The 23,369-nt window shown below is 66.3% G+C and carries 21 protein-coding genes, 2 tRNA genes and 2 pseudogenes; 14 read left to right on the top strand and 11 right to left on the bottom strand.

Annotated features, from left to right (window positions below):
• Positions 1–9: 9 nt before the first annotated feature.
• From J2X52_RS05135 to J2X52_RS05120, 4 genes are all read left to right on the top strand, one after another.
• Positions 10–798 carry an enoyl-CoA hydratase-related protein gene (locus J2X52_RS05135; protein ID WP_310149685.1) on the top strand — a complete coding sequence of 263 codons (789 nt, stop codon included), beginning with the start codon at positions 10–12 and terminating at the stop codon, positions 796–798.
• Complete coding sequence (locus J2X52_RS05130; protein ID WP_310149683.1) at positions 795–2,861, top strand: acetyl/propionyl/methylcrotonyl-CoA carboxylase subunit alpha; 2,067 nt, start codon at positions 795–797, stop codon at positions 2,859–2,861. Before J2X52_RS05135 ends, J2X52_RS05130 begins: the two co-directional genes overlap by 4 nt.
• Positions 2,858–3,799, top strand: a complete 942-nt coding sequence (locus tag J2X52_RS05125; RefSeq protein WP_310149680.1) for a hydroxymethylglutaryl-CoA lyase — start codon at positions 2,858–2,860, stop codon at positions 3,797–3,799. The genes J2X52_RS05130 and J2X52_RS05125 overlap by 4 nt, the downstream gene beginning before the upstream one ends.
• 350 nt (positions 3,800–4,149) lie before the next feature.
• Positions 4,150–4,809 (top strand): hypothetical protein, encoded by a 660-nt coding sequence (locus tag J2X52_RS05120; protein ID WP_310149678.1) that lies wholly within the window; start codon positions 4,150–4,152, stop codon positions 4,807–4,809.
• Between the two features lie 68 nt (positions 4,810–4,877).
• Here the strand turns inward: J2X52_RS05120 and J2X52_RS05115 are convergent.
• The 8 genes and pseudogenes from J2X52_RS05115 to J2X52_RS05080 form a co-directional block, all read right to left on the bottom strand.
• Positions 4,878–5,238: pseudogene (locus J2X52_RS05115) on the bottom strand (branched chain amino acid aminotransferase); the annotation flags it as partial.
• A 25-nt stretch (positions 5,239–5,263) separates the two neighbouring features.
• Positions 5,264–5,546: pseudogene (locus tag J2X52_RS05110) on the bottom strand (transposase); the annotation flags it as partial.
• Between the two features lie 75 nt (positions 5,547–5,621).
• The gene (locus tag J2X52_RS05105) at positions 5,622–6,038 is read right to left on the bottom strand and encodes an H-NS histone family protein (protein WP_310149675.1); all 417 of its coding nucleotides are present in this window, start codon (positions 6,036–6,038) and stop codon (positions 5,622–5,624) included.
• 253 nt (positions 6,039–6,291) lie between these two features.
• Complete coding sequence (locus J2X52_RS05100) at positions 6,292–7,389, bottom strand: branched-chain amino acid aminotransferase (protein ID WP_310149673.1); 1,098 nt, start codon at positions 7,387–7,389, stop codon at positions 6,292–6,294.
• A gap of 9 nt (positions 7,390–7,398) precedes the next feature.
• Complete coding sequence (gene lpdA / locus J2X52_RS05095; protein WP_310149670.1) at positions 7,399–8,811, bottom strand: dihydrolipoyl dehydrogenase; 1,413 nt, start codon at positions 8,809–8,811, stop codon at positions 7,399–7,401.
• A gap of 3 nt (positions 8,812–8,814) precedes the next feature.
• A complete protein-coding gene (locus tag J2X52_RS05090; protein WP_310149667.1) occupies positions 8,815–10,161 on the bottom strand; it encodes a dihydrolipoamide acetyltransferase family protein in 1,347 nt (448 codons plus the stop codon).
• Positions 10,162–10,164: 3 nt separating this feature from the next.
• On the bottom strand, positions 10,165–11,202 hold the full coding sequence (locus J2X52_RS05085; RefSeq protein WP_310149664.1) for an alpha-ketoacid dehydrogenase subunit beta: 1,038 nt from the start codon (positions 11,200–11,202) through the stop codon (positions 10,165–10,167).
• A 2-nt stretch (positions 11,203–11,204) separates the two neighbouring features.
• The gene (locus tag J2X52_RS05080; RefSeq protein WP_310149660.1) at positions 11,205–12,455 is read right to left on the bottom strand and encodes a 3-methyl-2-oxobutanoate dehydrogenase (2-methylpropanoyl-transferring) subunit alpha; all 1,251 of its coding nucleotides are present in this window, start codon (positions 12,453–12,455) and stop codon (positions 11,205–11,207) included.
• 334 nt (positions 12,456–12,789) lie between these two features.
• On the opposite strand from J2X52_RS05080, the gene J2X52_RS05075 reads away from it, so the two are divergent.
• The 4 genes from J2X52_RS05075 (at position 12,790) to tadA (ending at position 16,237) form a co-directional block, all read left to right on the top strand.
• On the top strand, positions 12,790–13,701 hold the full coding sequence (locus J2X52_RS05075; protein WP_310149657.1) for a LysR family transcriptional regulator: 912 nt from the start codon (positions 12,790–12,792) through the stop codon (positions 13,699–13,701).
• Positions 13,702–13,825: 124 nt separating this feature from the next.
• Entirely contained in the window at positions 13,826–14,020 is a 195-nt protein-coding gene (locus tag J2X52_RS05070) for a DUF2256 domain-containing protein (protein ID WP_310149654.1), read from the top strand.
• A complete protein-coding gene (locus J2X52_RS05065) occupies positions 14,013–15,563 on the top strand; it encodes a cryptochrome/photolyase family protein (protein ID WP_310149650.1) in 1,551 nt (516 codons plus the stop codon). Before J2X52_RS05070 ends, J2X52_RS05065 begins: the two co-directional genes overlap by 8 nt.
• Before the next feature lie 176 nt (positions 15,564–15,739).
• Positions 15,740–16,237, top strand: a complete 498-nt coding sequence (tadA, locus tag J2X52_RS05060) for a tRNA adenosine(34) deaminase TadA (RefSeq protein WP_310149646.1) — start codon at positions 15,740–15,742, stop codon at positions 16,235–16,237.
• Between the two features lie 210 nt (positions 16,238–16,447).
• Here the strand turns inward: tadA and J2X52_RS05055 are convergent, their stop codons facing one another.
• Positions 16,448–16,948 carry a DUF2721 domain-containing protein gene (locus J2X52_RS05055; protein WP_310149644.1) on the bottom strand — a complete coding sequence of 167 codons (501 nt, stop codon included), beginning with the start codon at positions 16,946–16,948 and terminating at the stop codon, positions 16,448–16,450.
• Positions 16,949–17,013: 65 nt separating this feature from the next.
• On the opposite strand from J2X52_RS05055, the gene orn reads away from it, so the two are divergent.
• Positions 17,014–17,583 (top strand): oligoribonuclease, encoded by a 570-nt coding sequence (gene orn, locus J2X52_RS05050; RefSeq protein WP_310149641.1) that lies wholly within the window; start codon positions 17,014–17,016, stop codon positions 17,581–17,583.
• Between the two features lie 33 nt (positions 17,584–17,616).
• Here the strand turns inward: orn and J2X52_RS05045 are convergent, their stop codons facing one another.
• Complete coding sequence (locus J2X52_RS05045) at positions 17,617–18,489, bottom strand: mechanosensitive ion channel domain-containing protein (RefSeq protein ID WP_310149639.1); 873 nt, start codon at positions 18,487–18,489, stop codon at positions 17,617–17,619.
• A 122-nt stretch (positions 18,490–18,611) separates the two neighbouring features.
• A complete protein-coding gene (ppsA, locus tag J2X52_RS05040; RefSeq protein WP_310149636.1) occupies positions 18,612–21,002 on the bottom strand; it encodes a phosphoenolpyruvate synthase in 2,391 nt (796 codons plus the stop codon).
• 114 nt (positions 21,003–21,116) lie between these two features.
• On the opposite strand from ppsA, the gene J2X52_RS05035 reads away from it, so the two are divergent.
• The 5 genes from J2X52_RS05035 (at position 21,117) to J2X52_RS05015 (ending at position 23,332) form a co-directional block, all read left to right on the top strand.
• Complete coding sequence (locus J2X52_RS05035) at positions 21,117–21,938, top strand: pyruvate, water dikinase regulatory protein (protein ID WP_310149633.1); 822 nt, start codon at positions 21,117–21,119, stop codon at positions 21,936–21,938.
• A gap of 100 nt (positions 21,939–22,038) precedes the next feature.
• On the top strand, positions 22,039–22,548 hold the full coding sequence (locus J2X52_RS05030) for a DUF1249 domain-containing protein (protein WP_310149630.1): 510 nt from the start codon (positions 22,039–22,041) through the stop codon (positions 22,546–22,548).
• Positions 22,549–22,643: 95 nt separating this feature from the next.
• A tRNA-Ala gene (locus J2X52_RS05025) sits at positions 22,644–22,719 on the top strand.
• A 51-nt stretch (positions 22,720–22,770) separates the two neighbouring features.
• A tRNA-Glu gene (locus tag J2X52_RS05020) sits at positions 22,771–22,846 on the top strand.
• Positions 22,847–22,948: 102 nt separating this feature from the next.
• Positions 22,949–23,332 carry a CopL family metal-binding regulatory protein gene (locus J2X52_RS05015; protein WP_310149628.1) on the top strand — a complete coding sequence of 128 codons (384 nt, stop codon included), beginning with the start codon at positions 22,949–22,951 and terminating at the stop codon, positions 23,330–23,332.
• Positions 23,333–23,369 lie beyond the last annotated feature (37 nt).

The following is a 23,369-nucleotide window of genomic DNA, read 5'->3' as shown; positions in this document are numbered from 1 at the left end:
GACACCGCAATGACCGACACACCGAACATCGGGATCGAACGCAACGGCGCCGTGGCGACCTTGTGGATGGATCGCCCCGAGCGGCACAACGCGTTCGACGAACACCTGATCGAAGCGATCGACCGTGGCCTGCAGACGCTCGGCGCTGATGACAGCGTGCGCGTCGTCGTGCTGGCCGGTCGCGGCCGCAGTTTTTCCGCCGGCGCCGATCTCGACTGGATGCGTCGCGCCGCCGATTACGACGTGGCCCGCAACCGCGACGAGGCCGAAGCACTCGCACGCATGCTGCGCCGTCTGGCGGAATTGCCGAAGCCGACGATCGCGCGCGTGCATGGCGCGGCGATCGGTGGCGGGCTGGGTCTGGTCGCTGCCTGCGACATCGCGGTTGCCAGCGACAAGGCGGTGTTCGCGACGTCCGAGGTCAAGTTCGGACTGATTCCCGCGACGATCGGGCCGTACGTGCTCCGCGCGATCGGCGCGCGCCAGGCTGCGCGTTACTTCCTCACTGCCGAACTGATCCAGCCGGCGAAGGCCTCTGAGATCGGGCTGGTGCACGAAGTCGTCGCCGACGATGCGCTCGATGCCACGATCGACACGCTGGTGCAGGCGCTGGCGCAGGGTGGTCCGAATGCGCAGGCACAGTCCAAGCGGCTGATCCGCGATCTCGATGGCCAGACCATCGGTGATGCACTGATCGCCGACACCGCCGCGCGCATCGCCGACATCCGCGCCACCGACGAAGCCCGCACGCGACTGGATGCGTTCCTGTCCGCACGCCGCGCAAAGGACGCCCGATGACCACTGGAATTTCCAAAGGTGCGCTGTTCGACACGGTGCTGATCGCCAACCGTGGCGAGATCGCGTGCCGCATCATCGCCACCTGTCGCCGGCTCGGCATCCGTACCGTGGCGGTGTATTCCGACGCCGACCGCAATGCGCGCCATGTGCGTCTGGCCGATGAGGCCGTGCACATCGGTCCCTCGGCGGCCCGCGAGAGTTATCTGCGCGCCGACAAGCTGCTGGATGCCGCACGCCGCACCGGTGCGCAGGCGATCCATCCCGGCTACGGCTTCCTGTCCGAGAACGCGGCATTCGCGCAGGCCTGCGCCGATGCCGGCGTGGTCTTCATCGGCCCGAAGCCATCGTCGATCCAGGCGATGGGCGACAAGCGCGAAGCCAAGGCGCTGATGCAGGCCGCGGGTGTGCCGGTGACGCCCGGCTATCACGGCGACAACCAGGATCCCGCGTTCCTGCAGCTGCAGGCCGACGAGATCCGCTACCCGGTGCTGATCAAGGCCAGCGCCGGCGGTGGCGGCAAGGGCATGCGTCTGGTCGAGAAAAGCGAGGACTTCGCGGCGGCGCTGCTGTCCTGCCAGCGCGAGGCCGAAAGTTCGTTCGGCGATGCGCGCGTGCTCATCGAGCGCTACATCGTGCGGCCGCGCCATGTGGAGATGCAGGTCTTCGGCGACAGCCACGGCAACGTGGTGCATCTGTTCGAGCGTGATTGCTCGGTGCAGCGCCGGCACCAGAAAGTGCTGGAAGAAGCGCCCGCGCCCGAACTGAGCGACGCGCAGCGCGAGGCGATGGCGCAGGCTGCGGTCGCGGCCGCGCGCGCGGTGGATTACATCGGCGCCGGCACGATTGAGTTCATTGTGGGTGAGGGTGGTGACTTCCACTTCATGGAAATGAACACCCGGCTGCAGGTCGAACATCCGGTCACCGAACTGGTCACCGGCATCGATCTCGTCGAGTGGCAGTTGCGCGCAGCCGCCGGTCAGGCGCTGCCGCTGCGTCAGGATCAGATCAAACACCGCGGGCATGCGATCGAAGCGCGTCTCTATGCAGAAGACGCGTTGAAGGGTTTTCTGCCGTCGACCGGCACGCTGCAGGTCATGCAGTTTCCCGAAACGAGCGCGCATGTGCGCATCGATACCGGCGTGGAGCAGGGCGACGCGATCAGCCCGTGGTACGACCCGATGATCGCCAAGCTGATCGTCTGGGACGAGGACCGTCCGCGCGCCCTGCAGCGTCTGCGCCAGACCATCGATGCGGTGCGCGTCGTCGGCGTCACCACCAATGCAGTATTCCTCGGACGCCTCGCGCGTCAGGCGGATTTCTCGGCGGCGCGTCTGGATACCGGACTCGTTGCACGCGAGATCGACACGCTGCTGGCACCGTTGCCCGAAGCCGACGAAGCGGCTTGGATGCTGGCGGCGCTCGGGTTCTGGGCGCATTTGCAGGCGGCAACGGATAGCGCGACTTCGAACCCCTCTCCCTCCGGGAGAGGGGCAGGGGTGAGGGCCGCTTCTCCCTGGTCAATCGCCGACGGCTGGCGCCTCGACACCCACGCCGCACGCTTTATCGAGTTGTCGGCAAACGGACAGACCCGCCGGGTCGCACTGCGCCAGGACCGCGACGCTCTGCGCATTGGCTTCGACGGCGAGGCGGCCAGCCCGATCACTTTCCAGTGGCACGCACCGACGCTGACCGCCGCCCTCGACGGCGTGCGTCGCAACGTCGACGTGCTGGTGCAGGGCAGTCAGGTCGTGCTGTATCGCGGCGAAGACCGCTTCGTGTTCGAGCACGTCGATCCGCTGCATCGACATGCGGGCGCCGAAGCGCATGCCGGCGCGGTGATCGCGCCGATGCCGGGCCGCATCGTCGAACTGCTGGCGCCGGTCGGCACGCCGATTACCAAAGGCACGCCGCTGCTGGTGATGGAAGCCATGAAGATGGAACACACGCTGCAGGCGCCGCACGACGGCGTGGTCAAGGCGTTCCTGGCCAAGCAGGGCGATCTGGTCGCCGATGGCGCGGTGCTGGTCGATTTCGTCGAAGGCGGTGCGGAGGACGCGCCATGAGCGATTTCGTCCGCGTCGTCGAAGTGGGCCCGCGCGACGGCCTGCAGAACGAGAAAACGCTGGTGCCGGCCACGACCAAGATCGCGTTGATCGACCGGCTGTCCGCCTGCGGTTTCCAGGTCGTCGAAGCCACCAGCTTCGTCAGCCCGAAGTGGGTGCCGCAGCTGGCCGATGCCGAGGAGGTGCTCGCCGGCATCCAGCGACGTGACGGCATCGCCTATCCGGTGCTGGTGCCGAACGCGAAGGGCCTGGAGCGGGCGCTGGCCGCCGGTGTGCGCCACATTGCGGTGTTCACCGCGGCCTCGGATGCGTTCAATCTCAAGAACACCAACATCGACGTCGACGGTTCACTCGAGCGGCTGAAGCCGGTCGTCGAACAGGCACGCGCTGCGGGTGTCTCGGTGCGCGGCTACGTGTCGACGGTGCTCGGTTGTCCCTACCAGGGCCATGTGCCGCTCGCCGACGTCGTACGCGTCGCCGGCGCCTTGCACGCGATGGGCTGCGACGAGATCTCGCTCGGCGACACCATCGGCGTCGGCACCCCGGCCAACGCCCGCGAGATGCTGCTGGCCTGCGCGCAGACCGTGCCGATGGCGCAGCTCGCCGTGCACTTCCACGACACCTACGGCCAGGCGCTGGCCAACGTGCTGGCGTGTCTGGAAGCCGGCGTGCGCGTGGTCGACAGCGCGGTCGGCGGACTCGGCGGCTGCCCGTATGCGAAGGGCGCCAGCGGCAACCTCGCGACCGAGGACCTGCTGTACATGCTCCACGGACTGGGACTGCGGACCGGCATCGATCTGCCGGCAGTGACCGACACCGCTGTGTGGATCAGCGGCAAACTGGGGCGCAAGCCGGCCAGCAAGCTCGCGACGGTAGCGTTGGCGAACGCGACGAGCAGATCGGACGCTCTTGATACTGCGTCCTCTACAGTCGGCTGACGCTCGGAGTGCCTCGCGCTGTCGCCGGTTGCTCCATGGCGTTTCGGCCGCAATTTCAGTCTCGTAAAAGATAGAGATTAAGTTAATCTGCGGATTAAATCGATTTTCTAGGAGCCGCCATGTTCATTGGAAGAGCTTTGAATGCAGTAGCTGGGCGCGCAGTCAAAAGTGCAGCGCCTCTGGTACTGACATTGGCGTTAGTACTCACGCAGGGGTCCGCGAACGCCAGCGGAAGCAAGCCTGAAGCACGTAGCCTTCAGGATACCGCTTGGGTGTTGTTTCAAGTCAGAGATGGGGACGGGAATCCCGTCGCGCCTTTCATGGAGAGTCCCGATCGGGCCAGGACAATCGTGCCCCTGTTGTTCCGAGCAGGTTATTTGGAATTTTCGACCGCCTGCAGGCGGCTGGTCGCCCCTTACCGCCAGCAGGGGGAGCAACTGGTGATTGCGCAGGCGTACGCTTCGCTGGGTGATTGCGAAGATGATGGCGCGTTTGCATCTGTGGTCGAACGGCTCAAAGGAGGGTTTAGCGTCTCGTTCGCCCCAATCGCGCAGATGGCCAAACCGGCGCTTCATCTCAAATCTCCTGGGGGCGATGAGTTCTTGCTCTACGACAACGGGGAGCTGCGCTTCACCGACCCGAAGGACGTGCTTCCGCAGCCTGTCGTTCTGTATCTTCAGATAGGCCCGGACACGATGGGGTGCGGGTACAACGGACCACACATCCCAGGGCGCGCGGAGAATACTTGCGTGACAGCGCGTCGGGTGAAACAGCATGCCGATGGTGCATGGCACGCCGAGGCGGCACCTTCTCCGGTAATGCCGTTGATCAGGGGATTCAATGCGCCTGCCGGAAGTCGCAGTATCGTCCGTGTCCTACGCTACGAACTCGCTCACCCGGGCATTCACGCGTCGCGTTATCGCGATGTCCTTGATCTGGTGATTGAACAGCACTTACCCGAAGTTTCTTCTGCGGAATATCAAAATCCCGCCAATCATTGGATCCCATAGCAAGATGAAGCCTCCCGCCGTTGAGGCGACGGGAGGTTTATCGGCGCGTAGTCAAGTATTGGTGACACCAGGCGCGTCAACCACCCATGCCGGTCCGGCGCGCGCCGTGCTGGATGTCGAGCAGTTCCTTGCGGATCGCCATTGTCGTCTCGCCCGGCTACGCATCCGCATCGCCGAAGCTGAAATCGTGGCCCTTGAGCACACCGATCGGCGAGATGCTGGCCGCGGTGCAGCAGGCGAAGACCTCGGCGAAATCGCCCGAGCGCACGCCTTCGATCCACTTGACGATCTCGACGCGCCGCTCGCTCATGGTGTGGCCGCGATCGCGCAGCAGCTGGATCAAGCTGTCGCGAGTGATGCCCTCGACGATGCTGCCGTGACCACGCTGCCGTCACGCATCACCAGAAACACGTTTTTGCCGCCGCACTCGGCCGATCCGGTACCGCCGCGGCCTGCGCTTGCGCGCCGGCCCTAGAGTTTTTTTGCGATCAGATCCTTTATCGCCGCGTTGTCGAGCGCCAGCTCGGCATACATGCGCTTGAGCTTGGCGTTCTCGGACTCGAGCGCCTTGACCCGGCGCAGTTCCGACGCCTCAAGGCCGCCGTACTTGCTCTTCCACTGGTAGTACGTCGCCTTACTGATACCGACCTGGCACAGATGTCTTTGACTGGCACGCCTGTGTCGGCCTGCTTGAGCGTCGCGATGATCTGCGTCTCGGTGAACTTCGATGTGCGCATGGAACCTCCCGGCTGAGGAAACGATGCCAGAAAGATCTACTTATGCGGTGTCTGTAAGGTGGGGGAGCTTACGATTCAGCCCTGCTTGTACACCGAGCGCTGGCCGATTGAACTGCTCTTCTTGGCGGTCGGCCGGGCCAGGCCCGGGATGAGGAAGTCCGCGGCGCTCTGGCCGCGCTTCGTCTTCTCTGCGAGCCAGCGCGGCATCCGGCCACGGCCGGACCAGGTGTTCCGCTTGTTCTGCGGGTCGCGATACTTCACCGCCGCTTTCGCGCGCTTCTGCTTCTTCGCGGGCCTGCGGGCGGCGGGCGCCGGCGATGCGACGCCGATGAGTTCATCGATCGCGTACCCCTGCGACTCGGCAAATGCGATCAGTGCATTACGCACGACGGCGACGGGTCGGCGACTGGCCAGCAAGGTCTTCCGTCGCTCGGCGGCAGCCAGCAGTGCATCGAGTTCGCGAATGGTGAGTGCATCGACATCGATCTTCATGCCGGCGAGCCTCGGGCCGCCCCGTCGCGCTGTCAACACATGATTCGCGTGGAAGCTGCCTCCTGCGGCATTCGCGGCGCTGCAATCGGGTCGGATGTGTGGCGCGAGCGGACATGGCCCCGCGCCTCGAAGCACGCGCCGCGATCGCGCCGGTCGGCGTGGTCGTCTCTGAAACGCGCCCGCATGGAGCAAGAAACGCTCAGGAAAAAGGCCCGCCATGCGGGCCTTTTTCGTCACACCATGGCGCGATGGATCAGACCAGTCGCGTCAGCCAGCCATGCCGGTCCGGCGCGCGGCCGTACTGGATGTCGAGCAGGTCCTTGCGGATCGCCATCGTGATCTCGCCCGGCTGCGCATCCGCATCGCCGACGCTGAAATCGTGGCCCTTGAGCACACCGATCGGCGAGATGCTGGCCGCGGTGCCGCAGGCGAAGACCTCGGCGATCTCGCCCGAGCGCACGCCTTCGATCCACTCGGTGATCTCGACGCGGCGCTCGGTCACGGTGTGGCCGCGATCGCGCAGCAGCTGGATCACGCTGTCGCGAGTAATGCCTTCGAGGATGCTGCCGGTCAGCGACGGGGTGACGACGCTGCCATCCTTGAGCACCAGGAACACGTTCATGCCGCCGAGCTCTTCGACGTACTTATTGGTTTCCGCGTCGAGGAACAGCACCTGCGCGCAGCCGTTCTCGACGGCCTCGCGCTGCGGCAGCAGCGACGACGCGTAGTTGCCGCCGCACTTCGCCGAACCCGTGCCACCTCGGCCTGCGCGTGCGTAGTCGCGCGAGAGCCAGATCGAGACCGGCTTGACGCCGCCCTTGAAATAGGCGCCCGCTGGGCTGGCGATCACGTAGTACGCCACGCGACGCGCGGGGCGCACGCCAAGGAAATCCTCGTTGGCGATCATGAAGGGCCGGATGTACAGGCTCGACTCGCCGCCGGCCGGCACCCAGGCTTCGTCCGCCTGGACCAGCTGCTTGATCGATTCGACGAACAGGTCCACCGGCAGTTCCGGCAGCGCCATGCGGCGGGCCGAATGCTGCAGGCGACGGCCGTTGGACTCCGGACGGAAGGTCCACACCGAACCGTCGGCATGCCGGAACGCCTTCATGCCTTCGAAGATTTCCTGGCCGTAATGCAGCACCGCGGCGGCGGGCGAGAACGTCAGCGGGCCGTACGGACGCACGTGCGCGTCGTGCCAGCCGTCTTCGACGGTCCAGTCGATGGCGACCATGTGATCGGTGAAATGCACACCGAAACCGGGATCGGCAAGGATCTTCTCGCGGTCGGCCTGCGCGCGCGCCTGCTGCGAAGGGACGTGGCGGAAGGTGGGGAACGTGGCGTCAGTCATGCGCGGGACTCAGATGTGCAGGGCATGGCCGAGTGCACGGAGTGCGGCTTCCTGCACGGCTTCGCCCAGCGTCGGGTGGGGATGAATGGTACCGGCGATGTCTTCGAGCGTCGCGCCCATCTCGATGGACTGCACGAACGCGATCGACAGTTCAGACACCTGCACGCCGACCGCCTGCCAACCGAGGATGCGGTGATCGTTGGCACGCGCGACCACGCGTACGAAGCCGTCCGTCGATTCCAGCGACATCGCGCGGCCGTTGGCCGCGAACGGGAACATCGAGGTCTTGATCTCGATGCCCTGCGCCTTGGCGTCGTCCGGCGACAGGCCGACGACGACGACTTCCGGATCGGTGAAGCACACCGCCGGAATCGCCGCCGGCATGAAGTGGCGCTTCTTGCCGCTGACCACCTCGGCCACGAGTTCGCCCTGCGCCATCGCGCGGTGCGCCAGCATCGGCTCGCCGGCGACATCGCCGATCGCCCAGACATTGCGCATCGAGGTCTTGCACTGGTCGTCGATCTTGATCGCCTTGCCGGCGAGATCGAGACCCAGCGATTCGAGATTGAAGCCATCGGTCTTCGGACGACGACCGACCGCGACGAGGATCTGGTCGGCATCGAGGGTGAGTTCGTTGCCGCCCGGATCGCGTACGCGCAGCGCGCCGTCATCGGTGAGGCCGAGCACGCTGTGGCTGGTCAGCACCTTGACGCCCGATTTCTGCAGGTGGGTGGCGACCGGCTTGGTCAGCTCGGCGTCGTAGGCCGGCAGGATGCGGTCCTGCGCTTCGACCACGGTGACTTCGCAGCCGAGCTTGCGGTAGGCGGTGCCAAGTTCCAGGCCGATGTAGCCGCCACCGACGACGATCAGATGCTTCGGCAGCGAGGTCGGCGACAGCGCCTCGGTCGAGGAGATCACCTTGCCGCCGAACGGCAGGAACGGCAGCTCGACAACGTCCGAGCCCGTCGCCAGCAGCAGATGCTCGCACTTGATGCGCAGCGCGCCGCCGTCTTCACCGGCGCCCGCGACTTCGACGGTCTTGCCGTCGACGATCGTCGCCCAGCCCTTGATCAGCTGCGCGCCGTTCTTCTTCAACAGCGCGCTGACGCCGCCGGTGAGCTTCTTGACGATGCCGGCCTTCCACTCGATGGTCTTGGCCAGATCCAGCGCTGGCGCCTGCACGCTGATGCCGAGCGGGGACGTGCCGGCCGCATAGCTCGCGACCTTGGCGAATTCTTCGGCGGCATGGATCAGCGCCTTGGACGGAATGCAGCCGATGTTGAGACAGGTGCCGCCCGGATTGACGCCTTCGACGACGATGGTCCTGACGCCGAGCTGGCCGGCGCGGATGCCGGCGATGTAACCGCCGGGGCCGCCGCCGACGACCAGCAGCTGGGTTTCGATGGTCTGGGTCTGGCTCATCAATTACTCCACGAACAGCAGTGCAGGGGTTTCCAGGCGCTGACGGATCGCCTGCACGAATTCGGCCGCGTCCATGCCGTCGACGATGCGATGGTCGAACGAGGACGAAAGGTTCATCAGCTTGCGCGCGACGACCTGGCCTTCGCGGAACATCGGGCGTTCGATGATGCGGTTGACGCCGACGATCGCCACTTCCGGGTGATTGATGATCGGCGTCGACACCACACCGCCGACGGGGCCGAGGCTGCTGATGGTGATCGTCGAGCCGGACAGTTCATCGCGGGTCGCCTTGCCTTCGCGCACGGCGGTGGCGAGACGCCCGATCTCGGCCGCGGTCTGCCACAGGTCCAGCGATTCGGCATGCGCGATCACCGGCACCGACAGGCCGACCGCGCTCTGCGTCGCGATGCCGAGCTGCACACCCTCGTAGCGGGTGACGATGTTGGCTTCGTCGTCGAAACGGGCGTTCATCTGCGGGAAATCGCGTGCGGCCAGCACCACCGCACGTGCCAGCAACGGCAGCAGGGTCAGCTTGCCGCGCGTCTTGCCCCAACGGTCGTTGAGCTTGGCGCGCAGCGCCTCGACCTCGGTGACGTCGATTTCTTCCACATACGTGATGTGCGGAATGTTCGACCAGGACTGCTGCATCTTCTGCGCGATCTTGCGGCGCAGGCCCATGATCGGCACCTGCTCTTCGCCGGTGCGACGCGCGTAGCTGCTGCTGCCCGCGCCACCGCCGACCGGCTGCGCCTTGCCACCGGCCTCGGCGTAGGCGTCGAGATCGGCGTGTAGGATGCGGCCGCCCGGACCGGTTGCCGGCACGTAGCGCAGCTCGATGCCCAGATCCCAGGCGCGGCGACGCACCGCAGGCGAGGCCAGCGGCTGTTCGCCGGCAGCGAGCACGCTGTTGGTGACCGCGCCGCGTGCATCGTTCTTGGCGGCCGGTGCAGGCGCTGCGGCCTTCGCAGGTGCGGCAGCAGGCTTGGCGTCCGCTGCCGGTGCCGGCTTTGCTTCAACAGTCGGCTTCGGCGCTTCGGCCTTGGGCTCGGCGGCGGCTTCTGCGGGCTTCGTCGCAGCCGGTGCACCGGCGGACGCGGCATTGCCGGCGCCGTCGACTTCGAGGCGGATCAGCTCGCTGCCGACGGCCATCATCTCGCCGGGCTTGCCGCCCAGCGACACGACGGTACCCGCGACGGGCGAGGGGATCTCGACCATGGCCTTGTCGGTCATGACCTCGGCCACGATCTCGTCTTCGGCAACCTGGCCGCCGACTTCGACCTTCCAGGCGATCACTTCGACTTCGGCGATGCCTTCGCCGATGTCCGGCATCTTGATGACGTGATGTCCCATGGCTCAGTCCTCCAGCACGCGCTGCAGCGCTTCGATGACCCGGGCCGGGCCCGGGAAGTAGTCCCATTCCTGCGCATGCGGGTAAGGGGTGTCCCAGCCGGTGACGCGTTCGACCGGTGCCTGCAGGTGATAGAAGCAGTGCTCCTGCACCAGCGCGACCAGCTCGGCGCCGAAGCCGCAGGTGCGCGTGGCTTCGTGCAGCACGATGCAGCGGCCGGTCTTCTTGACCGATTCGGTGATCGCGTCGAGATCCAGCGGCCACAGGCTGCGCAGGTCGATGACCTCGGCGTCGATGCCGGCGTCCTCGGCCGCGGCCTGTGCCACCCACACCGTGGTGCCGTAGGTCAGGATCGTGACCGCCTTGCCTTCGCGGACGATGGCGGCCTTGTCCAGCGGCACGCTGTAGTAGCCCTCGGGCACGAGGTTGTCGCTGTGCTTGGACCAGGCGACGACCGGGCGGTCGTGGTGGCCGTCGAACGGGCCGTTGTAGAGGCGCTTGGGCTCGAGGAAGATCACCGGATCGTCGTTCTCGATCGAGGCGATCAGCAGGCCCTTGGCGTCGTAGGGGTTGGACGGCATCACCGTGCGCAGGCCGGCCACGTGGGCGAAGATCGCCTCCGGGCTCTGGCTGTGCGTCTGGCCGCCGTAGATGCCGCCGCCGCAGGGCGTGCGGAACACCAGCGGCGAGGTGAACATGCCGTTTGATCGATAGCGCAGGCGCGCGGCCTCGGACACGATCTGGTCGTAGGCCGGATAGATGTAGTCGGCGAACTGGATTTCGGCGACCGGGCGCAGGCCGTAGGCCGCCATGCCGATCGCCGCACCGGCGATGCCGCTTTCGGAGATCGGCGCGTCGAACACGCGCTGCTTGCCGTACTTGGCCTGCAGGCCGTCGGTGCAGCGGAACACGCCGCCGAAGTAGCCCACGTCCTCGCCGAACACGACGACGTTGTCGTCGCGTTCCAGCATCACGTCCATCGCCGAGCGCAGCGCCTGGATCATCGTCATCGGCGAGCCGCCGTTGGTCTGGGTCTCACTCATCTTCAAACTCCCAACTGCTGGCGCTGGCGACGCAGGTGCTCGGGCAGCTCCTTGTAGACGTCGTTGAACATGTCGGCGGCACCGGGACGGTTGTCGCTGCCGAGCAGGCCGTGGGTTTCCGCTTCCTTCAACGCCCGCGAGACTTCCGCATCGAGTTCGGCGCGCACCTGTTCGTGCTGCTCGTCGCTCCACAGGCCGCGCTTGACCAGGTGTGCCTTGAGACGGTCGATCGGATCCCCGAGCGGAAAGTGCTGGGCGTCGTCTGCGGGGCGGTACTTGGACGGATCGTCCGAGGTCGAGTGCGGACCGGCGCGGTAGGTCACCCACTCGATCATGGTCGAGCCGAGGTTGCTGCGCGCGCGTTCGGCGGCCCAGCGCGAGGCGGCATAGACGGCCAGCAGATCGTTGCCGTCCACGCGCAGCGACGGAATGCCGTACGCGGCACCGCGCGCGGCGAAGGTGGTGTTCTCGCCACCGGCGATCGCCTGGAACGTCGAGATCGCCCATTGGTTGTTGACCACGTTGAGGATCACCGGCGCGCGGTAGACGTGCGCAAACACCAGCGCGGCATGGAAGTCGCCTTCGGCCGTCGCGCCGTCGCCAACCCACGCGGTCGCGATCTTGGTGTCGCCCTTGATCGCCGACGCCATCGCCCAGCCCACGGCCTGGATGTACTGCGTGGTCAGGTTGCCGGAGATCGAGAAGAAGCCCGCGTCCTTGTACGAATACATGATCGGCAGCTGGCGGCCCTTCAGCGGGTCGGCGGCGTTCGACAGGATCTGGCACATCATGCTGACCAGCGGTACGTCCTTGACGATCAGGATGCCCTGCTGGCGATAGGTCGGGAACTGCATGTCGCCATCGCGCAGCGCCAACGTCTGGCCGACCGCGATGGCTTCTTCACCCGTGCACTGGATGTAGAACGAGGTCTTCTTCTGGCGCTGCGCGATCAGCATGCGCGCGTCGAATGCGCGGGTCTTGAGCATCGCGTGCATCGCGCGCAGCAGCACGTCGTCGTCGATGTCGGCGGCCCACGGACCGACGGCGTCGCCGTTGTCGTCGAGCACGCGGATCAGCTGCCGGGTCATCGGCATGGTCTGCTGGGCGGTCACGTCCGTCGCGGGCTTGTCGACGCTGCCGGCCGGGCTGAGCTGCAGATAGGAAAAGTCGGTGGCCTGGCCCGGACGGGCACTCGGCTCGGGCACGTGCAACCGCAAGGGTTCGGTCGCGGCCGGATTCTGGGATGTGGACATGTCAGGGGCCTCGCTGGGCATGGGTCATGGAGCTGCAGGCATGCCGGCGGCGGGGGGCGCAGGCGATGGCGATGGCGGAACGGGCAGGGGCCGGAGCCGCGTGCGTCGGGCAGGCACGCGCAGACTGCGCGCGCAGGCGGGGACGGGACGGGGCACGGTACAAAGAACGCTTCTCCCGGTCGTGCGGGCGTCGGCCCGCGGCTTTCGAGGCGGCATGGACGGTGACGCAGTCCGCCAGCAGTGAAGTCTAAGGGCGCGACCCTGCATCGTAAATTTGTTTAATTGACTATGAGGTATTGTTTATTCAGATACCTGTGCCCTCGGGAGGCGCGTTGTGCAGATCCCCGCCAACATGTCGCTGCGCCAGTTGCGCTACTTCGCTGAAGCGGCGGAGCTGGGGCAGTTCTCGCAGGCCGCGCGCAAACTGCACGTCTCGCAGTCGGTGATCACCACCGCGGTCGCCCAGTTGGAGACCCTGCTGGGCCTGCGCCTGTTCGACCGCATGCCGCACGGCGTGGCGCTGACGGCGGAAGGCCATCGCTTCCACCAGCACGTGCGCCACATCCTCGACACCTTGCAGGACGCGCTCAGCGAGCCGATGTTCCTGGCCAACACGCTGGCCGGCACCGTGCGGGTGGGCGCGTCCTACACCGTGCTGGGCTACTTCCTGCCCAGCCTGCTGGCCCGGTTCAAGCGCTCGTATCCGCTGGTGGAGATCGACCTGATCGACATGGACCGGGTCGAGATCGAACGCGGCGTGGCCGAGGGCGCGCTCGACTTCGGGCTCTGCATCATCTCCAACATGGTCGAGCCCTACACCCTGAAGCGGCAGTTGCTGATCCGCTCGCGCCGGCAGTTGTGGCTGGCCGAGTCGCACCCGCTTGCCGCATTGCCGGTGATCGGGCTGGCCGATGTGGCCGCGCATCCCTACATCATGCTGAAGGTGGACGAGGGCGAAGCCTCGGCGTTGCGCTACTGGCAGTCGGTGCAGCGCGAGCCCAACGTGGCCTTCCGCACCTCGTCGCTGGAAGCGCTGCGCGGGCTGGTCGCCTATGGCTTCGGGGTGAGCATCCTGTCGGACATGGTCTACCGGCCGTGGTCGCTGGAAGGGCGGCGGATCGACGTGCGGACCCTGGACGACGCGATTCCGCCGATGGAAGTCGGTCTGGTCTGGCGTCCGGACGATGCCCTGTCCACGCCGGCGGAGGCGTTGCACCAGTTCCTGGTGTTCGCATGCGGCGCCTGAGCGCGCATGGGCCCGCTGTTCGCAGCGGCGGCGCGGCGTTCGAGCGTCCGGCGCCCGGACAATCGCAGGCGCTGCGACGCGACTCCGGATCATCGCGTCGTTGCACGGACAGGGCAGGGTAGCGATGCCAAGCAAGCGCAACGGCGCGTTCGCCGGCAACAAGGCCTATCTGCCCAGCAAACTCTGCGCGGTCTGCGGACGCACGATGACCTGGCGCCGCGCGTGGGCGAAGACCTGGGAGGAGGTGCGCTACTGCTCGGAACGCTGTCGGCGCAACAAGGGCGCGGCGGGTGCGCCGGAAACTTCGCGCGATGGCTGATGCCCCGGTGCGCCATCTCGTCGTCGTGCTCGGCGACCAGCTCGATCCGGCGGCTGCCGCATTCGACGGCTGCGATCCCGCGCTCGACATCGTCTGGATGGCGGAGGTCGCCGAAGAATCCACGCACGTGTGGTCGACGAAGATGCGGACCGCGCTGTTCCTGAGCGCGATGCGGCACTTCGCGCAGGACCGGCGTGCCGACGGCTGGACGGTCGACTACCGCACGCTCGACGATCCGGAGAATCGCGGCGCCCTCGGCGCGGAACTGGCCGCGGTGATCGCCCGCCTGCGACCGCAGACGGTGCGGATGACCGCGCCGGGCGACTGGCGCATGCTGCAGGCGATCCGCGATGCGACGTCGGCCGCGGGCGTCCAACTGGTCATCGAACCGGACCGGCACTTCTATTGCGACGTCCGCGCATTCGCCGCGTGGGCGCGGGTCCAGCCGGAACTCCGGCTCGAAACCTTCTACCGGCACATGCGCCGCACGCATTGTGTGCTGATGGACGGCGACGCGCCCGCGGGCGACCGCTGGAACTTCGATACCGACAACCGCGCGCCGTTCGATGCGCAGGGTCCGGGCGTCGTGCCCGGACCACCGCAGGTGGAACCCGATGCGATCACGCGCGAGGTGCTCGATCTGGTGCGCATGCGCTTCGCCGATCACCCCGGCAGTCTGGATGCCTTCGCCTGGCCGGTCACCCGGGCGCAGGCCTTGCATGCACTCGAGCGCTTCGTCGAGGAGCGCCTGCCGGCCTTCGGCCGCTGGCAGGACGCGCTGTGGCCGGACGCGCCATGGCTGTGGCATTCGCAGATCGCGTCGGCGCTGAATCTCAAGCTGCTGCATCCAAGGGAAGTCGTCGATGCGGTCGAGGCCGCATGGCGGGCGGGCAGGGCGCCGCTGGCGGCGGCGGAGGGCTACATCCGCCAGATCCTCGGCTGGCGCGAGTACGTGCGCGGCGTCTACTGGACGCAGATGCCGCGCTACGCCGACAGCAACGCGCTGCAGGCGACCGGCGATCTGCCAGGCTTCTACTGGACGGGCGATGCGCCCATGCCGTGCCTGGCCGACGCGCTGCGGCAGACGCTCGACCTCGGCTACGCCCATCACATCCAGCGGCTGATGGTGATCGGCCTGTACGCGCAGTTGCTGGGCGTCGAGCCGGCGCAGGTGCACCGCTGGTTTCTCGCCGTCTACGTCGACGCGGTGGAATGGGTGGAGATGCCCAACGTGCTCGGTATGAGCCAGTTCGCCGACGGCGGGCTGATGTCGAGCAAGCCCTACATCGCCAGCGGCCGCTACATCGAACGCATGAGCGCCGGCAGCTACTGTCGCCGGTGTCGGTTCGATCCGGGCCAGCGCACCGGCGCGCAGGCCTGTCCGTACACGCGTCTGTACTGGGATTTCATGTTGCGTCACGAAGCGTTGCTGGCCGGCAATCCGCGCACCTCGCAACAGGTGCGCAGCCTGGAGCGGCTGGACGCGGCGGAGCGGGTGCTGATTCGCACGGAAGCCGCGCAATGGCGCCGGGATTCGTGTTGAGCCGCGCCGTGCAATCACGCCTGCGGTAAAGTCGCCGCCGAACTGCGGCGCCGCGCCGGCAGACGGGGCACAGCGCATGGTCAGGATTCCCGATATCCCCTGCAGCCTGTGCGCCGTCTGCAGCAGCGCCGGCCTGCTGCGCGCCACGCAGATTCGCGAGACACGCTGAGGTTTCGATGTCGCTGCTTCCTTTTCCGAACGCCGAGGACATCGACGCTGTCTGGATGACGCGCGCCCTGGCCCTGGCCGAGCGTGCGATGCAGGAGGACGACGAGATTCCGGTCGGCGCACTGGTCGTGAGCGCCGATGGCACGGTCATCGGCGAAGGTTGGAACCGCAACATCGCCGAGCACGATCCCAGCGCCCATGCCGAGATCGTCGCGATGCGCCGTGCCGGCCGTGCGATCGGCAATCACCGGCTGATCGGCTGCACGCTGTACGTGACCCTCGAGCCCTGCGCGATGTGCGCCATGGCCATGGTCCATGCGCGCGTCGCACGCGTCGTGTTCGGCGCGTTCGACCCCAAGACCGGGGCGGCCGGCAGCGTGTTCGATGTGCTCGGCGATGCGCGCCACAACCACCGCATCGAGGTCAGCGGCGGTGTACTGGCCGATGTCGCGGGACCGATGCTGACGAACTACTTCCGCGCCAAGCGCGGCCTGCCACCGCGCTGATCAACGCGCGTTTTTTCGGATCGCGGCCAATCAACACCGCTCCCTCCGGGAGAGAGCCTGCCCCGGACTCGATCCGGGGTCGAAGCGCGCAGCGCTTGGGGTGAGGGCCGGGGCTCAAGCGGCCAATGCCTGAGAGCACCCTCATCCGCCCTTCGAACACCTTCTACCCCGGAGGGCACCTCGTCCCAGAGGGAGAAGGACCACAAAAGCTCAAATCAACGGACTGCGGCGATTCGCCTTGCGGTGGGCATCGTCCATCTCCTCATTGACCGCATGCACGGCGATCGCCGCTTCGCGCGCCAGCAGCAGGCTGGACGCGAACATCGCCAGCACGCCGAGGCAGGCCAGCACGGTCGGTGCCTGCTCGAACCGGTGATCGAGCAGTGAGTCGCCGGCGACGGTCAGGCTGGTGCCGACGAAGCAGCTGATCGCCACGTACAACAGCTGGCTGCCGCGCAGGATGATGCGGCTGCGGCGACGCTGCAGGGCGATGCGTGCTTCGAGGATGCGACGGTCGTCTGCGTCACCGTTCTGGTCGTCGGCCAACTCTCTCAGCAACGCGCGTGTGCGGTCGATGACACGGGCCAGACGCGCGTTCGCGGAGCCGAGCAGCGACGCAGTGGCGGTCAGGAAGAACGCCGGTGCAAGCATCGCGGTGAGAATGGCGTAGTGCGTCAAGGCTGGATTGGACAGGATCTGGGAAGGAAGCACGCGGGCAGTTCGTCCGGACGGCTGCGATATCATGCGCCGTCACTCCGCGTAAGGCGAATGCTCGCATGAATGCCGACAAGGCCATCGAAGGCCGACTGATCTGGATCGATCTGGAAATGACCGGCCTGGATACCGACCATGACCGCATCCTCGAGATCGCGACCATCGTCACCGACGCCGAACTCAATGTGCTCGCCGAAGGCCCGGAGCTGGCGATCGTGCAGCCGCTCGATGTGCTCGAAGCGATGGACGACTGGAACCGCAGCCAGCATCGTCGCTCGGGCCTGTGGCAGCGCTCGCTGGAGCAGGGCGTGGGCCTGGCCGAAGCGCAGGCGCGTACGCTCGAGTTTCTGCAGCAATGGGCCGCGCCGGGCAAGTCGCCGATGTGCGGCAACTCGATCTGCCAGGACCGTCGCTTCCTGCACCGGCAGATGCCGGCGCTGGAGAAGTTCTTCCACTACCGCAACCTCGACGTCAGCACCATCAAGGAACTCGCGCGCCGCTGGGCGCCGCAGGTGCTGGCGGGCTTCACCAAGCACTCGGCGCACACGGCCCTCAGCGATGTACGCGATTCGATCGACGAGCTGCGCCACTACCGGCGGCACATGGCCGCGCTCGCGTCACCGATGGCCTGACAGGGAGCACCACCCAATCAGCCGAGCGGGGCGTCAGCGAACGACCGGCTCGTCGCGCGGTACAGGCGCGGGGAGCGACGCCCGCTTGCCGTCGCCGTCGTAGAGATACAGGTGGGTGTCGCGTTGCGGGTAAGGAATGCTGATACCCGCCGCATCGTAGGCAGTCTTGATGCGTTCGAGCAGCGTCGTCTTGGTGCCGAACCAGTCCGAAGACTTCACGAAACACCGGATCCCCAGGTTCACAGCGTTGTCGCCGAGTTCGTAGACCACCGCATCCGCGCCCGGTTCCTCGAGCACCCGGGAGTCGGCGCGAACCTGTTCCAACGCCACGCGGCGGGCCTGTTTGATGTCGTCGCCATAGCCGATGCCGATCACCAGTTCGACGCGGCGGATGCCCTGGGTCGTCAGGTTGGTGATCACCGACGAGGTGATCAGATTGTTGGGGATGGTGTGCAGCTGCTTGTCCGGGCCTTCCAGCACGCTCTGGAAGATGCGCACTTCGCGCACGGTGCCGGTCTGTCCGGCGGCGGTCACCACGTCGCCCACATGGAAGGGACGCAGCGTCACCAGCATCACGCCCGAGGCGATATTGGACAGAGAATCCTTGAGCGCGAGGCCGATTGCGAGACCGGCAGTGCCGATCACCGCAAGCAGCGGCGTGGTCTCGACCCCCAACGTGCCGAGCGCGACCACGACCACGATCACCACCGCGGCGATGTAGGCGATGTTGCGCAGGAAATTGCCCAGCATCGGGTCGAAGCCGAAGCGGGTGAGGGCGGTGGGCACCATGCCGGTCAGACGCCGCGCCAGCCAGATGCCGATCACAAGCACGCCAGCTGTCTTCAGCAACGGCGGGCCCCACAACACCAGCAACTGGTTCCAGTGCACGGATTCGAATTGGAACACGCGTTTCCTCCATCGGCGTCGAGCGGGCCTGCACCTTGCAGCCCTTAAACAGACGAGCCCCGCCGGAGCGGGGCTCGTGGACCGCATCAGACTGGCCGATGCGGCATTAAGCGCATGTCGTCTCAGGCAGCGGGCCGCTTCGCCTTCGACTTCGACTTCGCGAGCTTGAGCCAGGTGTCGACCACGGTGTCGGGGTTGAGCGACACCGACTCGATGCCTTCGTCCATCAACCACTGCGCGAGATCCGGATGGTCGCTCGGGCCCTGGCCGCAGATGCCGATGTACTTGCCCTTGGCGCGCGCGGCCTTGATCGCCATCGACAACAGCTTCTTGACCGCCGGATCGCGCTCGTCGAACAGGTGGGCGACGATCGACGAATCGCGATCCAGGCCCAGGGTGAGCTGGGTCAGATCGTTGGAGCCGATCGAGAAGCCGTCGAAGATCTCAAGGAACTCGTCGGCCATCAGTGCGTTCGACGGCAGCTCGCACATCATGATGATCTTCAGGCCGTTCTCGCCGCGCTTGAGACCATTCTTCTCAAGCACTTCGATGACCCGGCGGCCTTCGTCGAGCGTCCGTACGAACGGGATCATGACCCAGAGGTTCTCCAGGCCCATGTCGTTGCGGACCTTGAGCACCGCGCGGCATTCGAGCGCGAAGGCCTCGGTGAACGACGGATCGACATAGCGGCTGGCGCCGCGGAAGCCGATCATCGGGTTCTCTTCTTCCGGTTCGTAGCGCTTGCCGCCGATCAGGTTCGCGTACTCGTTGGACTTGAAGTCCGACAGACGCACGATCACCGGATTCGGCGCGACCGACGCGGTCAGCGTGGCGATGCCTTCAGCCAGACGGTTGACGTAGAAATCGACCGGGCTGCCGTAACCGATGGTCTTGGCGTCGATCTTCTTCTTCGTGTCTGCGTCCTGCTTGTCGTACTCGAGCAGGGCGTTGGGATGCACGCCGATATGCGCGGCGATGATCATCTCCAGACGCGCCAGGCCGATGCCGGCATTGGGCAGCTGACCGAAGTCGAACGCGCGCTCGGGGTTGGCGACGTTCATCATGATCTTTAGCGGCGCCTCGGGCATCGAGGTCAGATCGGTGGTGATGCGCTCGAACGGCAGGATGCCGCTGTAGATGAAGCCGGTATCGCCTTCGGCGCAGCTGATCGTGACTTCCTGGCCGTCTTCGATCGTCTCCAGCGCATTGCCGGTGCCGACGACCGCGGGCACGCCGAGTTCGCGGGCGATGATCGCCGCGTGGCAGGTACGGCCACCGCGGTTGGTGACAATCGCCGAGGCGCGCTTCATCACCGGCTCCCAGTCGGGATCGGTCATGTCGGCAACGAGCACGTCACCGGGCTGCACGCGGCTCATGTCGTCGAGCGAACGCACGACGCGTGCGACGCCGGCGCCGATCTTCTGGCCGATCGCGCGGCCTTCGCAGACCACCTCGCCACGCTGCTCGAGCGAGAAACGCTCGATCTGGGTGTTCTTGGTGCGCGACTTCACCGTCTCCGGGCGCGCCTGCACGATGAACAGCTTGCCGCTGGCACCGTCCTTCGCCCATTCGATGTCCATCGGGCGCTTGTAGTGCTCCTCGATGATCAGCGCCTGGCGCGAGAGTTCCTGCACGTCCTCGTCGGTGATCGAGAAGGTGTCGCGCAGCTCGGCCGGCGTGTCCTCGATGCGCACGCGCTCGCCGGGCACATCGGAATAGACCATGCGCAGCTGCTTGCTGCCGATGCCGCGACGCAGGATCGCCGGCTTGCCGGCGCGCAGCGTGGGCTTGTAGACGTAGAACTCGTCGGGATTCACCGCACCCTGGACGACCATCTCGCCGAGGCCGAAGCTGGACGTCACGAACACCACGTCACGGAAGCCGGACTCGGTATCGAGCGTGAACAGCACGCCCGAGGCGCCGATGTCCGAACGCACCATCAGCTGCACACCCGAGGACAGGAACACATCCTCGTGCTTGAAGCCGTGGTGCACGCGGTAGGCGATCGCGCGGTCGTTGTAGAGCGAAGCGAAGACTTCCTTGACCTTGACCACCACGTCGTCGGCGCCGGTGACGTTGAGAAACGTCTCCTGCTGGCCGGCGAACGAGGCATCGGGCAGATCTTCGGCAGTGGCCGATGAGCGCACTGCCACGGCGATGTCACCGCCGCCGTTTTCCGCTGCCAGCTTGTCGTAGGCGGCGCGGATGTCGGTATCGAGATCGGGCTGCAGCGGCGCGTCGATGACCCAGCCGCGGATTTCCTTGCCGGCCGCGGTCAGCGCAGCGACGTCTTCGACGTCCAGTGGCGCCAGGCGATCGAAGATGCGCTGGTGCAGATCGTTGTGGGCGATGAACGCCTTGAATGCATCCGCCGTGGTGGCGAAACCGCCGGGCACCGAAACGCCGAGCTTGGCGAGGTTGCCGATCATCTCGCCGAGGGACGAGTTCTTGCCGCCGACCTGGGCGAGGTCGGACAGGCGCAGGTCATGCAGCCACAGGATGTTGGCGCTCAAGGTGAGACTCCGTGTCGCGTTGATCGAGAAGGAGGTCGGGCAGGCCCGGCATCGAACGGCTATTTTAGCCCTCCCGGGCGCCGCGGCGCTCGTCACGCGACTTCCGGAGCCCGCATGTCCAGTCCCCGCCCGGTGTTCTACGTGTCCGACGGCACAGGCATCACCGCCGAAACCATCGGCCACAGCCTGCTCACCCAGTTCAGCGGCACGCAGTTCAGTACCAATCGGATTCCGTTTGTCGACTCGCTCGAACGCGCCCGCGAGGTGGCGGCGCTGATTCGCGCGCGTGGCGAAGCGATGGGCGTTCGCCCGATCGTCATCAGTTCCTGCGTCGACCCGGCGCTGGCTTCGGGCCTGGCGGAGAGCGGGGCGCTGGTGCTCGACGTCTTCGCACCGTTCATCGAGCCATTGGAACGCGAACTGCTCGAATCGCGCGAATCACGTGTGGGCCGCGCTCACGGCATGGTTGATTTCGAGACCTACCATCGCCGCATCAACGCGATGAACTTCGCGCTGACCCATGACGACGGCATGGCGACGAACTACGACGAGGCCGACGTGATCCTGGTCGCGGTGTCGCGCGCAGGCAAGACGCCGACCTGCGTATACCTCGCGCTCCATCACGGCGTGCGCGCGGCGAACTATCCGTTGACCGAAGAGGATCTCGAACATGATCGCCTGCCGCCGCGGCTGCGCGCCCATCGCGCCAAGCTGTTCGGACTGACGATCGACCCGGTGCGTCTGGCGCAGATCCGTCAGGAACGCCGGCCGAACTCGCGGTACGCGAAGCTGGAGACTTGCAAGCACGAAGTGAGCGCGGCTGAAGCGTTGTTCCGCGCCGAGCGCATGCCGTCGCTGAGCACCACGCACACGTCGATCGAGGAGATATCGAGCAAGGTGCTGTCGACACTGGGCATCGAGCGCGTGATGTATTGAAGCGGTCGCGCCGGAGATGGGGCCTGCAGGCCCCGAATCCCATCCCAAGCGACTGTGTTCGATCCTGACGGATTCATCGCCGCGGATGTAGCATCGATCCATGGAAAAGGTCCTGACCCGCCGCCGTCCCCGCGTTCCCTCAATGGGCCGGTTCGGCTGGCTGATGGCGCTGTACGCGGAGAACCACGAGCGGCTGGTCCGCCTGTTCGACCCCACGCGCCTCGCACCAGGTCGATACCGCTCCGACGTGCCAGGCGCGCTGCCGGTGTTTCTCGACGTCATCGAGCAGCACCCCTACACCACGCAACTGCGCCTGAGCTACGCGATGCTCGACCCGGTGACCGGCGAACCGGATCCGTCCGCGCATCTGCGTCTGTACCGGGATGCAGGGCAGGTCGAGGCGACGCATTGCTATGTCGGCCGCCGCTGGCAGGACGTGATCGGCATGTTTCCGCCGCCGGAAGAAGTGGTCGATCACCGCCTGCGCATGAACACCTTCCTCGGAAAGTGGCTGCAGTATCTCGACGATCAGGGACATGGGCTTGCAAGCCTGCGTCCAAATCAGGATGATGCGCGGCTCGATCGCAGCGAGGCCGGCGCCACCGGCTGAGACGTTCCCCGGAACGAATCGACGCGAACGAAGGAAGTGCGAAATTCTGTTGACGTTGCCGACACGGAACACTACACTTTCGCGCTCCCAAACGTGGGGCCATAGCTCAGCTGGGAGAGCGCCTGCATGGCATGCAGGAGGTCGGCGGTTCGATCCCGCCTGGCTCCACCACAATTTGTCTGTCGATCAAAGGCCGATCGATAGAATGATGCAGGTTTCTGCGTCCCCATCGTCTAGAGGCCTAGGACACCACCCTTTCACGGTGGACACCGGGGTTCGAATCCCCGTGGGGACGCCACTTTTCAGGCAAACGGGCAGCTCGCAAGGGCTGCCCGTTCTGCTATGTGCGGCCGGCCCATGTACCGCGTGGCGCACCGGCCCGTCGCCGTATACTCGCCGCATGCGTTCTTCCGCGCTCGTGCTGCTGCATCTGTTGCTCGCCGTCCTGCTGGCGTTCGACGGCATGGGCGCTGTATTCGCAGCCGCGGCACCTGTGCAATCGATGTCGCATGCCGCGCATGGGGCTTCCGAAACGCCGCCGCCTTGCCATTCGATCGCTTCGGATCCCGATGCCGCGGCGGCGGATACGGACGAACAGCCCGCATCCGACAGTTGTTGCGACGGCGGCGACTGCCTCTGTCTGCATGGCTGCGGCAGCGTGTTGCCGGTGGTGCCGCGCATCGCCGCTTCCAGTGGCAGTACGGTCGTCGTCGCGCATGTGTCGAAGGGTCGCGCCGCGCCGCATCTCGACGATCCCGTCCGACCTCCGATCCACCGCGCCTGATCGCATCGCTGCCTCGACTGGGGCAGGGCATGGGTCG

The organism is Luteimonas sp. 3794, assembly GCF_031456825.1.
Classification (GTDB): domain Bacteria; phylum Pseudomonadota; class Gammaproteobacteria; order Xanthomonadales; family Xanthomonadaceae; genus Luteimonas.
The sequence above is the reverse complement of the archived record's forward strand: the minus strand, read 5'-3'. Positions and strand labels throughout refer to the sequence as shown.

What these genes read in the sequence shown, in the direction of transcription:
- J2X52_RS05065 (WP_310149650.1), top strand. Translation starts at nt 14,013, where the DNA reads ATGGCTGATGCCCCGGTGCGCCATCTCGTCGTCGTGCTCGGCGACCAG.
- J2X52_RS05035 (WP_310149633.1), top strand. Translation starts at nt 21,117, where the DNA reads ATGTCCAGTCCCCGCCCGGTGTTCTACGTGTCCGACGGCACAGGCATC.
- tadA (WP_310149646.1), top strand. Translation starts at nt 15,740, where the DNA reads ATGTCGCTGCTTCCTTTTCCGAACGCCGAGGACATCGACGCTGTCTGG.
- J2X52_RS05070 (WP_310149654.1), top strand. Translation starts at nt 13,826, where the DNA reads ATGCCAAGCAAGCGCAACGGCGCGTTCGCCGGCAACAAGGCCTATCTG.
- J2X52_RS05030 (WP_310149630.1), top strand. Translation starts at nt 22,039, where the DNA reads ATGGAAAAGGTCCTGACCCGCCGCCGTCCCCGCGTTCCCTCAATGGGC.
- J2X52_RS05105 (WP_310149675.1), bottom strand. Translation starts at nt 6,038, where the DNA reads ATGAAGATCGATGTCGATGCACTCACCATTCGCGAACTCGATGCACTG.
- J2X52_RS05130 (WP_310149683.1), top strand. Translation starts at nt 795, where the DNA reads ATGACCACTGGAATTTCCAAAGGTGCGCTGTTCGACACGGTGCTGATC.
- J2X52_RS05085 (WP_310149664.1), bottom strand. Translation starts at nt 11,202, where the DNA reads ATGAGTGAGACCCAGACCAACGGCGGCTCGCCGATGACGATGATCCAG.
- J2X52_RS05090 (WP_310149667.1), bottom strand. Translation starts at nt 10,161, where the DNA reads ATGGGACATCACGTCATCAAGATGCCGGACATCGGCGAAGGCATCGCC.
- J2X52_RS05080 (WP_310149660.1), bottom strand. Translation starts at nt 12,455, where the DNA reads ATGTCCACATCCCAGAATCCGGCCGCGACCGAACCCTTGCGGTTGCAC.
- lpdA (WP_310149670.1), bottom strand. Translation starts at nt 8,811, where the DNA reads ATGAGCCAGACCCAGACCATCGAAACCCAGCTGCTGGTCGTCGGCGGC.
- J2X52_RS05015 (WP_310149628.1), top strand. Translation starts at nt 22,949, where the DNA reads ATGCGTTCTTCCGCGCTCGTGCTGCTGCATCTGTTGCTCGCCGTCCTG.
- J2X52_RS05100 (WP_310149673.1), bottom strand. Translation starts at nt 7,389, where the DNA reads ATGACTGACGCCACGTTCCCCACCTTCCGCCACGTCCCTTCGCAGCAG.
- J2X52_RS05125 (WP_310149680.1), top strand. Translation starts at nt 2,858, where the DNA reads ATGAGCGATTTCGTCCGCGTCGTCGAAGTGGGCCCGCGCGACGGCCTG.
- orn (WP_310149641.1), top strand. Translation starts at nt 17,014, where the DNA reads ATGAATGCCGACAAGGCCATCGAAGGCCGACTGATCTGGATCGATCTG.
- J2X52_RS05135 (WP_310149685.1), top strand. Translation starts at nt 10, where the DNA reads ATGACCGACACACCGAACATCGGGATCGAACGCAACGGCGCCGTGGCG.